The organism is Halomonas sp. PBN3 (assembly GCF_000475415.1).
Lineage (GTDB): Bacteria > Pseudomonadota > Gammaproteobacteria > Pseudomonadales > Halomonadaceae > Halomonas > Halomonas shengliensis.
This window is the reverse complement of the sequence record NZ_AXCA01000175.1, coordinates 25,066-38,297: the sequence shown is the minus strand read 5'-3', so window position 1 is coordinate 38,297 and position 13,232 is coordinate 25,066. Positions and strand designations below refer to the sequence as shown.

Annotated in this window: 12 protein-coding genes and 1 pseudogene; all 13 read left to right on the top strand. The window is 71.2% G+C overall.

Translation table 11 applies throughout. The features are described 5' to 3' along the window. Positions 1-184: 184 nt before the first annotated feature. The 13 genes and pseudogenes from Q673_RS31100 (at position 185) to Q673_RS31035 (ending at position 13,166) form a co-directional block, all read left to right on the top strand. On the top strand, positions 185-1,018 hold the full coding sequence (locus Q673_RS31100; protein WP_023006658.1) for a bifunctional allantoicase/(S)-ureidoglycine aminohydrolase: 834 nt from the start codon (positions 185-187) through the stop codon (positions 1,016-1,018). Positions 1,019-1,243: 225 nt separating this feature from the next. Next, positions 1,244-1,729 (top strand): ureidoglycolate lyase, encoded by a 486-nt coding sequence (locus tag Q673_RS31095; protein ID WP_023006657.1) that lies wholly within the window; start codon positions 1,244-1,246, stop codon positions 1,727-1,729. Between the two features lie 375 nt (positions 1,730-2,104). Continuing rightward, the gene (gene hyi, locus Q673_RS31090) at positions 2,105-2,881 is read left to right on the top strand and encodes a hydroxypyruvate isomerase (protein ID WP_023006656.1); all 777 of its coding nucleotides are present in this window, start codon (positions 2,105-2,107) and stop codon (positions 2,879-2,881) included. A 39-nt stretch (positions 2,882-2,920) separates the two neighbouring features. Further along, positions 2,921-3,591: pseudogene (locus Q673_RS31080) on the top strand (NAD-binding protein). Between the two features lie 310 nt (positions 3,592-3,901). Further along, complete coding sequence (locus tag Q673_RS31075) at positions 3,902-5,242, top strand: glycerate kinase type-2 family protein (RefSeq protein ID WP_023006653.1); 1,341 nt, start codon at positions 3,902-3,904, stop codon at positions 5,240-5,242. After that, entirely contained in the window at positions 5,239-6,723 is a 1,485-nt protein-coding gene (pyk, locus tag Q673_RS31070; protein WP_023006652.1) for a pyruvate kinase, read from the top strand. The genes Q673_RS31075 and pyk overlap by 4 nt, the downstream gene beginning before the upstream one ends. Beyond that, a complete protein-coding gene (locus Q673_RS31065; RefSeq protein WP_023006651.1) occupies positions 6,713-7,939 on the top strand; it encodes an amino acid deaminase in 1,227 nt (408 codons plus the stop codon). Before pyk ends, Q673_RS31065 begins: the two co-directional genes overlap by 11 nt. A 94-nt stretch (positions 7,940-8,033) precedes the next feature. Next, positions 8,034-8,765, top strand: coding sequence for a GntR family transcriptional regulator (locus Q673_RS31060; protein WP_023006650.1), 732 nt, complete (start codon positions 8,034-8,036; stop codon positions 8,763-8,765). Positions 8,766-8,908: 143 nt separating this feature from the next. After that, a complete protein-coding gene (gene modA / locus Q673_RS31055; RefSeq protein WP_023006649.1) occupies positions 8,909-9,718 on the top strand; it encodes a molybdate ABC transporter substrate-binding protein in 810 nt (269 codons plus the stop codon). After that, entirely contained in the window at positions 9,718-10,386 is a 669-nt protein-coding gene (gene modB, locus Q673_RS31050) for a molybdate ABC transporter permease subunit (protein ID WP_023006648.1), read from the top strand. The genes modA and modB overlap by 1 nt, the downstream gene beginning before the upstream one ends. Next, the gene (locus Q673_RS37105) at positions 10,379-11,524 is read left to right on the top strand and encodes an ABC transporter ATP-binding protein (RefSeq protein WP_023006647.1); all 1,146 of its coding nucleotides are present in this window, start codon (positions 10,379-10,381) and stop codon (positions 11,522-11,524) included. The genes modB and Q673_RS37105 overlap by 8 nt, the downstream gene beginning before the upstream one ends. Then, positions 11,521-12,021 carry a DUF192 domain-containing protein gene (locus tag Q673_RS31040; RefSeq protein WP_023006646.1) on the top strand — a complete coding sequence of 167 codons (501 nt, stop codon included), beginning with the start codon at positions 11,521-11,523 and terminating at the stop codon, positions 12,019-12,021. Before Q673_RS37105 ends, Q673_RS31040 begins: the two co-directional genes overlap by 4 nt. Before the next feature lie 134 nt (positions 12,022-12,155). Next, the gene (locus tag Q673_RS31035) at positions 12,156-13,166 is read left to right on the top strand and encodes a DctP family TRAP transporter solute-binding subunit (protein WP_023006645.1); all 1,011 of its coding nucleotides are present in this window, start codon (positions 12,156-12,158) and stop codon (positions 13,164-13,166) included. Positions 13,167-13,232: the final 66 nt, after the last annotated feature.

The window sequence follows — 13,232 nt, the reverse complement described above, 5'->3', positions numbered from 1 at the left end:
TCAGGGCTATCGCAGATAGCCTGGCTGCTCGATAGCTCGGGGCTGATCTGGTGATAAGCCTACGAGGAGGCGCTGTGAATATGACCCTGTACGCTACCTCGGCCGTCCCTGGTTCTCGGACCCCCTTCAGACCTGTCCCCGGCGCCTCTCGCCGGAGACGAGCCCTATCTGATCAGGACATGCAATGAACCAACGCACCTACTATGCCCCGCATGGCGGGCATCCGCCCCAGACCCAGCTGCTCTCCGACCGGGCGGTGTTTACCGAGGCCTACGCCTTCATCCCGCGTGGCGTGATGCGCGATATCGTCACCAGCAACCTGCCGTTCTGGGAGAACACCCGGCTGTGGGTGCTGGCGCGCCCGCTCTCCGGCTTCGCCGAGACCTTCTCCCAGTACATCATGGAGGTGTCTCCCGGCGGCGGCAGCGAGCGCCCCGAGCCCGACCCCGAGGCCGAGGGGGTGCTCTTCGTGGTGGAGGGCGAGATGACCCTGACCCTGGCCGGCGAGCGCCACCGCATGGTGCCCGGCGGCTACGCCTTCCTGCCGCCGGGCAGCGAGTGGCAGCTGCGCAACGAGTCCGATGCCCCGGTGCGCTTCCACTGGGTGCGCAAGGCCTATGAGCGGGTCGAGGGCATCGAGGTGCCCGAGCCCTTCGTGGTCAACGAGAACGACATCGCCCCCAACGAGATGCCGGGCACCGAGGGGCGCTGGGCGACCACCCGCTTCGTCGACCCCGAGGACGTGCGCCACGACATGCACGTCAATATCGTCACCTTCCAGCCCGGCGCGGTGATCCCGTTCGACGAGACCCACGTCATGGAGCACGGCCTCTACGTGCTCGAGGGTAAGGCGGTCTATCACCTCAACCAGGAGTGGGTGGAGGTCGAGGCCGGCGACTTCATGTGGCTGCGCGCCTTCTGTCCCCAGGCCTGCTACGCCGGCGGCCCGGGCCCGTTCCGCTACCTGCTCTACAAGGACGTCAACCGCCACGCCGCGCTGCGCCCGGCGATGCGCTGAGACAGCGACGCTAGTCAAGAGAAGACAAAACGCTCGATGCTGATCCGGCGACGCGCTGAGATAGCACCAGTGCAGGGGCGCCGGGGGCAGGCTGAAGAGGAGGTCATTTGCCATGGATGGCAAATGTAGCGCCCAGGGAGGGGTTCACAGCGCCTCCTCGCAAGCCTGCGCCCGGATCAGCCCCGGAATACCGGCAGACTGACGAGTTAAACAAGAGGACACTACATGCTCGAACTGAAAGCCGAACCCCTGACCGCCGAGGCCTTCGCCCCCTACGGCGACGTCATCGACGCCCGCACCGCCGACTGGTTTCCAATCAATGCCGGGCGCACCCGACGCCACCATGACCTGGCCAAGGTCGAGACCCTGGGGGAGGGCGCGCGGACGCTGATCAGCATCTTCGTCAGCCAGCCCGTCGAGATCCCGCTGGAACTCGACTTCCTGGAGCGCCATCCGCTGGGCAGCCAGGCCTTCATGCCGCTCCATGAAGAACGGTTCGTGGTGGTGGTGGCGCCACCGGGCGACGAGATCGATCCTGCTGAGGTGCGCGCCTTCGTCACCGACGGGCGCCAGGGGGTCAACTACCGCGCCGGCACCTGGCATGCCATCCAGTCGGTGCTGGAGCGGGAAGGGGAGTTCCTGGTCGTCGATCGCGGCGGCGAGGGGAGCAACTGCGATGAATACCCCCTGTCGATTCGGGTTGCCCTGTAAGGCTGCACCCATGGCCTCCCTGTAGGTACCCAAGCCGCTGAATCGGCTTGGGTGTTTTTTGGATACAAAAATATTTGAAAATATTTTCCACATAATCTTGACGGCCCATAATTGCGGGCCTAGTCGCAGTATGTAGTTGACGTCGCATAGCGTGGGGCTGAACCGTCGACAAGCCTACGAGGAGGCGCTGTGAACCCATCCATGGGCGCTACCGATGCCCTGCGGCGCTCTCGCATCCTGCTCCGCTTGCAGAGCCGGTGCTGACCATCCATGGTCAGCCCGTTCGGAGCGATGCTCCTCACCCCTGGCATAGGACCTCCTCTTCGGCTTGTCCCCGGCGCCCCACACTCTGACCAATTGAGCAAGGAGACCAAGATGCCCCAGTTTGCCGCCAACCTCAGCATGCTGTTCACCGAGGTGGACTTCCTCGACCGCTTCCAGGCCGCCGCAGAAGCCGGCTTCAAGGGCGTGGAGTACCTCTTCCCGTACGACTTCGAGGCCGCCGAGATCAAGCGGCGCCTCGACGACAACGGCCTGACTCAGGTGCTGTTCAACCTGCCCGCGGGCGACTGGGCCGCCGGCGAGCGCGGCATCGCCTGCCACCCGGACCGCGTCGCCGAGTTCCGCGAGGGGGTCGAGCGCGCCATCGCCTACGCCCGCGTGCTGGGCAATACCCAGGTCAACTGCCTGGCCGGGATCAAGCCGGAGGGCGTCAGCGACGCCGAGGCACGCCAGACCCTGGTCGGGAACCTGCGCTACGCCGCCGACAAGCTCGCGGATGCCGGCATCCTGCTGATCGCCGAGCCGATCAATACCCGCGACATCCCGGGCTTCTTCCTCAACCGCACCGAGCACGCACTCCAGATCTTCGACGAGGTGGCAAGCGACAACCTCAAGCTGCAGTACGACATCTACCACATGCAGATCATGGAGGGGGACCTGGCGCCGACCATCGAGACGCACTTCGATCGCATCGCCCATGTGCAGATCGCCGACAACCCGGGACGTCACGAACCGGGCACGGGGGAGATCCACTACCCCTTCCTGTTCGCCCACCTGGACCGCCTGGGCTACCAGGGCTGGATCGGCGCCGAGTACAAGCCCGCCGGCCGCACCCAGGAGGGCCTGGGCTGGCTGGACGCCGCGCGCTAAGCACCGTCTCGACACCCCAATGACAACAGGAGAGAGAGTATGAGCAAGATCGGATTTATCGGCCTCGGCATCATGGGCCGCCCCATGGCGGGTCACCTGTTGGACGCCGGCCACGAGCTCGCCACCGTCAAGCGCGGCAAGCCGCTGTCCTCCGAGCTGGCCGACAAGGGCATGCAGGAGCTCACAAGCCCCAGGGCGGTGTCATCAACGCCGCCCTGACCATCATGGTGGGCGCCACCGACGAGGGCTTCACCCGGGCCAGGCCGATCCTCGAGGTGATGGGCAAGACCATCACCCATATCGGCGGCCACGGTGCCGGCCAGACCTGCAAGGTGGCCAACCAGATCGTCGTCGCCCTGACCATCGAGGCGGTGGCCGAGGGCCTGTTGTTCGCCTCCAAGGCCGGGGCCGACGTGGCCAAGGTGCGCGAGTCGCTGCTCGGCGGCCTGGCCCAGTCGAAGATCCTCGACGTGCACGGCGAGCGCATGATCCAGCGGACCTTCGACCCCGGGTTCAAGATCAAGCTGCACCAGAAGGACCTCAACCTGGCGCTGGAAGGCGCGCGCAGTCTCGACCTGGCGCTGCCCGGCACCGCCAACACCCAGCAGCTGTTCCAGGCCTGTGCCGCCAACGGCGGCGCCGAGTGGGACCATGCCGGCATCCTGCGCGCCCTGGAGACCCTGGCCAACCACGAGGTGGGCCAGGCATGAGTTCCGGCGCCGGCCCGGTGCTGGGCCGGCGCGGGCAGGGGAGGTGACCGCTCCCCGAGGGCCTGCCGGCAGACACCGTTCGGCGACGAGCGGCAGAATCCGGTAGGCTCCGGAAGGCGGGCGTCGGGTCGTCGCACGCCTTCCGGCCGCCCCGGCGGCCTTACCCGGTGGTAGGCGCGACCTGCCGCCGGGTCCTTTTTCGCGATCCCCGAACTCGGATCACCGCTTACGATCCCCGAACCCAGACCGATCGAGACCCAAGAATTCCTGGATGGTCCCGGTGGGGCCATCCGCCGCAGAGGAGAAACCCATGGTCGCCACGCCGTCCCCATCCTCCCCCGAGGCCATCGCCGCGCTGTCGGCGCCGGAGGCCCTGCGCTGGCTACGCGGCCTGGCCGACACCGCCGTGCACGCCGTGCATCCCGACAGCCTGCTGCCCGGCGAGCTGCCGCCGCCACCCGCCGGCCGCACCCTGGTGGTGGGCGCCGGCAAGGCCGCCGCCGCCATGGCGGCCACCCTGGAGCGCGCCTGGCAGGCCCACCAGTCCGAGGCCCCTCTCGAGGGGCTGGTGGTGACCCGCTACGGGCACGGTATCGAGGAGCACGAGGCGCCCTGCGAACGTATCGAGGTGCTCGAGGCCTCCCACCCCATGCCCGACGGCCTGAGCGAGGAGGCCGCCCGACGCATGCTCGAGGCGGTGGCGCCGCTGGGCGAGGAGGACCTGGTGATCGCGCTGATCTCCGGCGGCGGCTCGGCGCTGATGAGCCTGCCGGCGCCCGGCATCACCCTGGCCGAGAAGCAGGCGCTCAACCGCGAACTGCTGCGCTGCGGGGCGCCGATCCGCGAGATTAACACCGTGCGCCGCCACCTCTCGGCGATCAAGGGCGGGCGCCTGGCCGCCGCGGCCCATCCGGCACCGGTGCTGACCTGGGTGATCTCCGACGTGCCCGGCGACGACCCGACCCTAGTCGCCTCCGGCCCGACCCTGCCCGACGCCAGCACCCCGGCAGATGCCCTGGCGATCCTCGAGCGCCATGGCATCGCCATCCCCGACACGGTGCGGCGCCACCTCGAGGGGGCCGACCAGGCGCCGGCGCCTGATGACCAAGGCTTCGCCCGCGACCGTGCCCGGGTGCTGGCTCGCGCCGCCGATGCCCTGGAGGCGGCCCGCGTGGCCGCCGCGAGGAGTGGTATCGAGGTGCGTGTGCTGGGCGATGATCTCGAAGGCGAGGCTCGCGAGCTGGGGCGTGCCCAGGCGCGCCTGGCGCGCTCGAGCCAGGAAGGGCTCACCCGGCCGCTGCTGTTGCTCTCCGGCGGCGAGACCAGCGTCACGGTGCGCGGCGATGGCCGCGGCGGGCGTAACGTCGAGTACCTGCTGGGGCTCTTCGAGGCGCTTCAGGGGGCGCCGGGCATCCATGCCCTGGCCATCGACACCGACGGCATCGACGGCTCCGAGGACAACGCCGGGGCCCTTATCGCCGATGCCGACTGGGCCCGTGCCCGACAGCAGGGGCTTGACCCGGCCACCTTTCTGTCACGCAATGATGCCTACACTTTCTTCCAGGCGCTGGAGCGGCTGATCGTTACCGGCCCCACGCGCACCAACGTCAACGACTTCCGTGCCATCCTGATCCTGCCGAGGACGCCATGAGCCATCTCCCCCATGCCCCCATCCACGACCCCATCCGGCGCACCAAGATCGTCGCCACCCTGGGCCCCGCCAGCGACCGCGAGGGGGTGCTCGAGGCGATGATCGCCGCCGGCGTCGACGTGGTGCGCCTCAACTTCTCCCACGGCTCGGCCGACGATCACCGCCGCCGCCTTGAACGGGTGCGCGAGATCGCCGCCCGCCTGGGTAGAAGCGTCGCCGCCCTGGGCGATCTGCAGGGGCCCAAGATCCGTATCGCCCGCTTCGCCGAGGGGGCCGTGGAGCTGGTCGAGGGTGAGTCCTTTATCCTCGATATGGCGCTGGCCAGCGACGCCGGCACCCACGAGCGCGTGGGCTGCGACTACAAGCAACTGATCGATGACGTCGCCCCCGGCGACCGCCTGCTGCTCGACGACGGCCGGGTGGTGCTCGACGTCAGCGGCGTCGAGGGGCGCGAGATCCACACCACCGTGACGGTGGGCGGGCGGCTCTCCAACAACAAGGGCATCAACAAGCAGGGCGGCGGACTCTCGGCGCCGGCGCTGACTGACAAGGACAGGGCGGACCTCGCCACCGCGGTCGAGATCGGCGTCGACTACCTGGCGGTCTCCTTCCCGCGCAGCGCCGTCGACATGGCCGAGGCCCGCGACCTGCTCGGCGAGGCTGGCCGCGAGATCGGCCTGGTGGCCAAGCTCGAGCGCGCCGAGGCGGTGGCCGACGCGGCGACCCTGGACGGCATCATCCAGTCCTGCGAGGCGGTGATGGTGGCGCGCGGCGATCTCGGCGTGGAGATCGGCGACGAGAAGCTGATCGGCATGCAGAAGCGCATCATCAAGCGCGCCCGCACCCTGAACCGTGCGGTGATCACCGCCACCCAGATGATGGAGTCGATGATCGAGGCGCCGCTGCCCACCCGCGCCGAGGTGTTCGACGTCGCCAACGCCGTGCTCGACGGCACCGACGCGGTGATGCTCTCCGCCGAGACCGCCGCCGGCGACTTCCCGGTGGAGACCGTGGAGGCCATGCACCGGGTCTGCCTGGGCGCCGAGCGCGAGAAGGTCGCCCAGGAGTCGGGCCACCGCATCCACGAGGGCTTCACCCAGATCGACGAGACCATCGCCCTCTCCGCCATGTACGCCGCCAACCACCTCTCCGGAGTGGCGGCCATCGCCTGCATGACCTCCACCGGCTACACGCCGCTGATCGCCTCGCGCATCCGCTCGGGGCTGCCCATCGTGGGGCTGGCCCACAGCGCCATCGCCCAGCGGCGCATGGCGCTCTACCGCGGGGTGGTCTCGCTGCCCTTCGACACCAGCGAGATGACGGCCGAGGAGCTCAACGACCGCGCCCTGGCGCTGCTGGTGGAGAAGGGCATCGCCGAGCCGGGCGACCATGTGATCCTCACCCGGGGCGACGAGATGAACGCCCATGGTGGCACCAACACCATGAAGATCCTCGACGTCAACGCCGACCATGCGCGCTGAGCCCGGCGCGGAGCGCGGCCACAAGGGCTGTCCGGAGACCGGGCGGCGCCTGCTCGAAGGCGTCAGCCTGCCGGCGGCGGTGGTCCACGAGGCGCCCCTGGCCCACAACCTCGCCTGGATGCAGCGCTTCGCCGAACGGCGCGGCGCCTGGCTGGCGCCCCACGGCAAGACCACCATGGCCCCGGCGCTCTTCCATCGCCAGCTGGCGGCCGGGGCCTGGGGCATCACCCTGGCCACGGCCCCGCAGTGCCGTGACGCCTTTGCGGCCGGGGTGACGCGGTTGCTGCTCGCCAACCAGCTGGTGGGGGAGGCCAACATGGCCATCGTCGCCGACCTGCTGGCGGCCGGGGCCGAGCTCACCTGCCTGGTGGACAGTGAGGCCAATGCCGTCGCCCTGGATCGCCACTTCACCGCCCGCGACCTGCGCCTGCCGGTGCTGATCGAGCTGGGCGTGGCCGGCGGGCGCTGTGGCTGTCGCGGCGAGGATCAGGCGCTGGCACTGGCCGAGCGCATCGCCGCCCTGCCGGGGCTCTCGCTGGTCGGCCTGGAGGGCTACGAGGGGCTGGCCGGCGACGACGGCGAGCGCCGGGTGGTGGACTACCTCGGCGAGATGGTCGCCGTGGCCCAGGCGCTCAGCGCCGCGGGGCGCTTCGCGTCCCCCACCCCGCTGATCACCGCCGCGGGCTCGGCCTGGTACGACCGGGTGGCCGCTGCCTTCCAGGCGCTGGGGCAGCCCTTCCAGGCGGTGCTGCGTCCCGGCTGCTATGTGGTCCACGACCATGGCCTCTACGCCGAGGCGCAGCGCGGGGTTCTGGCCCGCGAGGGGCTGGACGAGGGGCTGCGCCCGGCGCTGGAGGTGTTCGCCCAGGTGCAGTCGCTACCCGAGCCGGGGCTGGCGATCGTCGCCATGGGGCGGCGCGACGTGGGCGGCGACCGCCTGCCGCTGCCCCTGCGCCGCTACCGGGAGGGGGGCGCGGCGACCGAGTCCCTGACGGTGGCGGGCTGGGAGGTGACCAGGCTGATGGACCAGCACGCCTTCGTGCGCCTGCCCGAGCCGCTGGCCGGGGAGGGCGACGTGCGCGTATGCGACGTGCGCGTAGGCGACGTGGTGGCCTTCGGCATCTCCCACCCCTGCCTTACCTTCGATCGCTGGCAACGGGTGCTGCGGGTGGACGAGGCGCTGGAGGTGCAGGAGGTGATGGAGACGTGCTTCTGAGCCCCTTCCTGTATACAGGAGGCAGGCAGAATGTGGCCATTCGTCCCGAAAAGTGCGAAGGTGCGGCCAGGAAGATCACCACGAGCGAGAGAGCATGAGCCACTCCTGGAAGGCCGGCGTCGAAGCCGCCATCCGCGCCGGCGAGCGCATCAGTGACCCCCATATCGTCGAGCAGGTACGCCAGGCGGTCCTCAGCCAGCGCCTGCCGCCGGGTACCCGCCTGCCGGAGGTGGCGCTGGGCGAGATCTTCGGCGTCAGCCGCTCGGTGGTGCGCCGTGCCCTGACCCGCCTGGCCGCCGAGCATGTCATCGACCAGCGTCCCAACCAGGTGGCCCGGGTGCGCTCGCCGAGCGTCGAGGAGACCCGCGAGACCTTCGCCGCCCGCCGCCTGGTGGAGGGGGAGGTGGCGGCCCTGCTGGCGGGCCGCGGGCTCGAGCCCGGGGTGCTCGACGCGCTGGAGCGGGAGGCGCAGGCCGAGGTCGAGGCCCACGGCCGCGGCGACGAGACGGCTCGCATCGCGCACTCCCTGGCCATCCATCATCGCCTGGCGGCGCTCTCGCCCAACCGCGTGCTGGGCGCCATGCTCACCGACCTGGTGCTGCGTACCTCCATCGTCATCGCCCTCTATAAGCGGCCGACGCTGGCCTCCTGCTTCCTGGAGGGGGACCACCCGCGGCTGCTGGCGGCCCTAGCGGAAGGCGACGCCGAGGGGGCGAGGCGCGCCATCGAGGCGCACCTGACGAGCCTCGAGGCACTGCTCGACCTGGGCCCGCGCGAGGAGGAGGCCGACCTGCGCGCCATCTTCGCCGGGGTCACCACGAGCTGAGCGGCGGCGCGAATCCCTCGCGCCCACTGCGGCGACAGGCAACGGACCCCTCCGGCGTCGAGCGCCCTGGGAGCGTCCGGCGGGTTGAGGGCGTCGACGGGGTGACGGACAATGCGCCCAACCACGCCTTGCGGAGCCTCGCCATGCCCTCCTTGACCCGCCCGGGATGCCGCGCCCTGCTGCTGGGCCTGGCGCTGCTGCTGACCACGCCGGCCCTGGCCCAGCCGCCCATCGTGGCCGCCGCCTCCTCCCTGCAGGCGGTCTTCCCGCGGCTGGTCGAGGCCTTCCGGGCCGAGACGGGGGCCTCGCTACGGGTCAACTTCGGCTCGTCGGGCAACTTCCGGCGCCAGATCGGCCAGGGCGCCCCCTTCGAACTCTTCCTCTCCGCCGACGAGGCCTATGTGCTGGCGCTTCATGAGGCGGGCCACCTGGAGGATGCCGGCGTGGTCTACGCGGTGGGGCGGCTGGTATGGCTGCAGGCCCCGGGGCAGGGGCCCTTGCCGCCCGACGACGCGCCGCTGGCCGCGGTGCGCGAGGCGCTGGCGGCCCACGCCGCCGGGGAGGGACGGGCGCGGATCGCCCTGGCCAACCCCGAGCATGCCCCCTACGGCGTGGCCGCCCGCGAGGCCCTGAGCCACGCCGGCCTGTGGCAGGCGAGCGAGCCGCTGCGGGTGATGGGCGAGAACGTCGCCCAGGCCACCCGCTTCGCCCTTTCCGCCGATACCCGCGGCGGGCTGGTGGCCTGGTCCCAGGCGCTGGCGCCGCCGGTGGCGGCGCGCAGCGACTTCGTGATGGTGCCAGCCGACTGGCACCGCCCGCTGGTGCAGCGCATGGCGCTGGTCAAGGGTGCCGGGGAGACCGCCCGGGCCTTCTACGCCTGGCTGCAGCAGGAGCCGGCCCGCGAGATCCTGTCCGAGCACGGCTTTCGCCTCGACGAGGCGGCGTCCCGCTGATGGAGTGGACGGCGCTCTCGGTCTCGCTGCACCTGGCGGCCTTCACGGCGCTGCTGCTGCTGCCGGTGGGGTTGTGGCTGGGGCGCACCCTGGCCGCCAGCCGCTCGCGGGCCAAGCCGCTCTGGGAGGCGCTGATCGCCCTGCCGCTGGTGATGCCGCCCACGGTGCTGGGCTTCTACCTGATGCAGGCCTTCGGCGTGGAGGCTCCCTTCGGCGGGCTCTGGGAGCGTCTCTTCGGCACCGGGCTCAACTTCACCTTCGAGGGCATCCTGCTCGCCTCCCTGGTGGCCAACCTGCCCTTCGCGGTGCAGCCGGTGCAGCGCGCCTTCGAGGCGGTGCCCGCCAACCTGCGCGAGGCGGCCTGGTGCAGCGGCCTCTCGCCGCTGCACACCCTGTGGCGCATCGAGCTGCCGCTGGTGTGGCCGGGGCTGGTCTCGGCGCTGGCGCTCACCTTCGCCCATACCCTGGGGGAGTTCGGCGTCATCCTGATGGTGGGCGGGGCCATCGACGGCGAGACCCGTACCCTGGCTATCGCCATCTACGACCGGGTGCAGGCCTTCGACGAGAGCGGCGCGGCCAGCATGTCGGCGATGCTGCTGCTGGTCTCCTTCGTCACCATCGGCGTGGTCTACGGCCTCGCCGGCCGGCGGAGGTGGCGCCGTGCCTGAGCCCGTCGCGAGCCCCGCTCCCCTGGAGGTCAGCCTGCACCAGTCGGGGCCGATCCCCCTGGCGGCGGAGTTCCGCTGCGAGGCCGGCGAGCTGCTGGCCCTGGTGGGCCCCTCCGGCAGCGGCAAGACCACCCTGCTGCGCAGCATCGCCGGGCTCTACCGGCCGGCCGCCGGACGCATCGCCTGCGGCGAGGCGCTGTGGTTCGATGCCGGCCGGCGCCTGGCGCTGGCGCCCCAGCGCCGCCGCCTGGGCCTGGTGTTCCAGGACTACGCCCTGTTTCCGCACCTGACGGCGCTGGGCAACGTCATGGTGGCGCTGCACCACCTGCCGGTGGCCGAGCGGCGGCGTCGCGGCGAGGCGTGGCTCGCTCGGGTGCGTCTGGAGGGGCTGGCCGGGCGCCACCCGGCCGAGCTCTCCGGTGGCCAGCGCCAGCGCGTGGCGCTGGCCCGGGCACTGGCCCGCGAGCCGCGGGTGCTGCTGCTTGACGAGCCCTTCTCGGCGGTGGACCAGGTCACCCGGCGCCGCCTGCAGCGCGAGCTGGCGCTGCTGCGCGAGGAGATCGCCATCCCCATCGTGCTGGTGACCCATGACCTCGACGAGGCGGCGGCCCTGGCCGACCGCCTCTGCGTGCTGCACGCCGGGCGCACCCTGCAGGCCGGCCCGCCGGAGTCGCTCTTCCGGCGCCCGGCCTCGCCCCAGGTGGCGCGGCTGCTCGATCGCCACAATGTCTTCGCGGGCGAGGTGGTGGAGGACGGCGGTGAGCGCCGCCTGGCGTGGGGTCCCTGGCGGCTGGAGGTGGCCGAGGGGCTGGCGGCGTTGGAACCGGGGAGCCGCGTGGCCTGGTACCTGCCACCCTCCGACGTGGTGCTGCACCGGCGTGGCCGCCCGTCCCTCGGCGAGCGCGAGAACCCGGTAGCGGGGCGGGTGGTCGAGATGGTGGTGCTGGGCGGCATCACCTCGGTATCACTCGCCTTCGCCCACGGGCCGGAGACCCTGCGCTTCGAGATAGCCACCCATGCCGCCCGCCGCAACGGCCTGGCCCGGGGCGAGGCGGTGCAGGTCTCGCTGCTCGCCGCGGGCATCCACCTGATGCCGGACGCCTCGCCGCCCGACGACGACGCCAGGAGTGACCCATGACCCGATTCCTTCGCCTTGCCACCCTTGCCACCCTTGCTACCCTGGCGCTGCCCCTGGCCACGCCGGGCCTCGCCGAGGAGGCGGTGCCGGAGCCCTGGCCGCTGCGCCTCCATGTCGGGGAGGCCAGCCACGCCTTCCGGGTCGAGGTGGCGGACGCGCCCGCCGAGCGCAGCCGCGGCCTGATGGGGCGCGAGCGGCTCGCCGAGGACGCCGGCATGCTCTTCCTCTATGCCACCGAGCAGCCCGGCGGCAGCGGCTTCTGGATGTACAACACCCTGATCCCGCTGGATATCGCCTTTATCGATGGGGCGGGGCGCATCGTCTCGACCCACACCATGCAGCCCTGCGGCTCGAACGCCCCCGGTGACTGCCCGGTGACGCGCCCGGGGGTGTCCTATCGGGCCGCGCTGGAGGTTCCCGCCGGCACCTTCGCGTCGCTGGGCGTCGAGGTGGGCGACTGCGTCGCCTGGCCGGGGGTGGCGTCCCGCTGCGATTAGCCCCCGCCCCGGGCTGATATTCAACGCTTGCGGCCCTAGAATGGGGCGAGGTGGCCGGCCACGCCGGGCCATCGCCCGACCCATAACCATAATCGCGCCTCGAGGCCATCGGGGCGCCGCTGCAAGGACACGCCATGATCCTCCATCGACCGCTTGCCAAGCTGGCCGCCGCCCTGGCCGGCGCCGCCGTGCTCTCCGCCTCGCTCTCCGCCCAGGCCCGCGAGCTCTCCGTCTCCACCGTGCTCTCCGACGCCTTCCCCTGGGGCCAGGCGGCCGAGAAGTGGGCCGAGCTGGTGGAGGAGCGCACCGAGGGGCGCATCACCCTGCGCGTCTACCCCAACTCCCAGCTGGTCAACGGCGACCAGACCCGGGAGTTCTCCGCCATGCGCTCCGGGCTGATCGACGCCGCGGTGGGCTCCACCATCAACTGGTCGCCCCAGGTGCCGGAGCTCAACCTCTTCTCGCTGCCCTTCTTCCTGCCCGACGAGGCGGCGGTGGATGCCGTGACCGGCGGCGAGGCCGGCGAGATGATCTTCGAGGCCATCGAGTCCCGCGACGTCATCCCGCTGGGCTGGGGCGAGAACGGCTTCCGTCAGCTCTCCAACTCCCAGGGGGCGATCGATGAACCCGCCGACCTCGAGGGGCTGAAGATCCGCGTGGTGGGTTCCCCGCTGTTCCAGGACACCTTCGACGCCCTGGGCGCCGACCCCACCCAGATGAGCTGGGCCGACGCCAAGCCTGCGCTGACCACCGGCGCCGTGGACGGCCAGGAGAACCCGCTCTCGGTGTTCGACGTGGCGCGCATCGACCAGGTGGGCCAGGAGCACCTGACCCTGTGGAACTACATGAACGACCCGCTGATCTTCGCCGTCAATCGCCAGGTGTGGGAGTCCCTGGACGAGGGCGACCGCGAGATCCTGCGCGAGGCCGCCGTGGAGGCGGGGCAGTGGGAGATCGCGATGACCCGCGAGCAGGAGAGCGAGCGCCTGGCCGCCATCCAGGAGCGCGGCGTCACCGTCACCGAGCTGACCGACGCCCAGTACCAGGCCTTCGTCGATGCCACCCAGAGCGTGCGTGACGAGTGGGTGCCGCAGGTCGGAGAGGCGATCGTCGAGGCCGCCAGGTCCGCCGTCGAGTCCCGCTGAGCGTCCGCTCTACCATCGTTCGACCGGCCGGCCCTCGTGGCCGGCCGCTGCCGTGTGAGGTTCCCC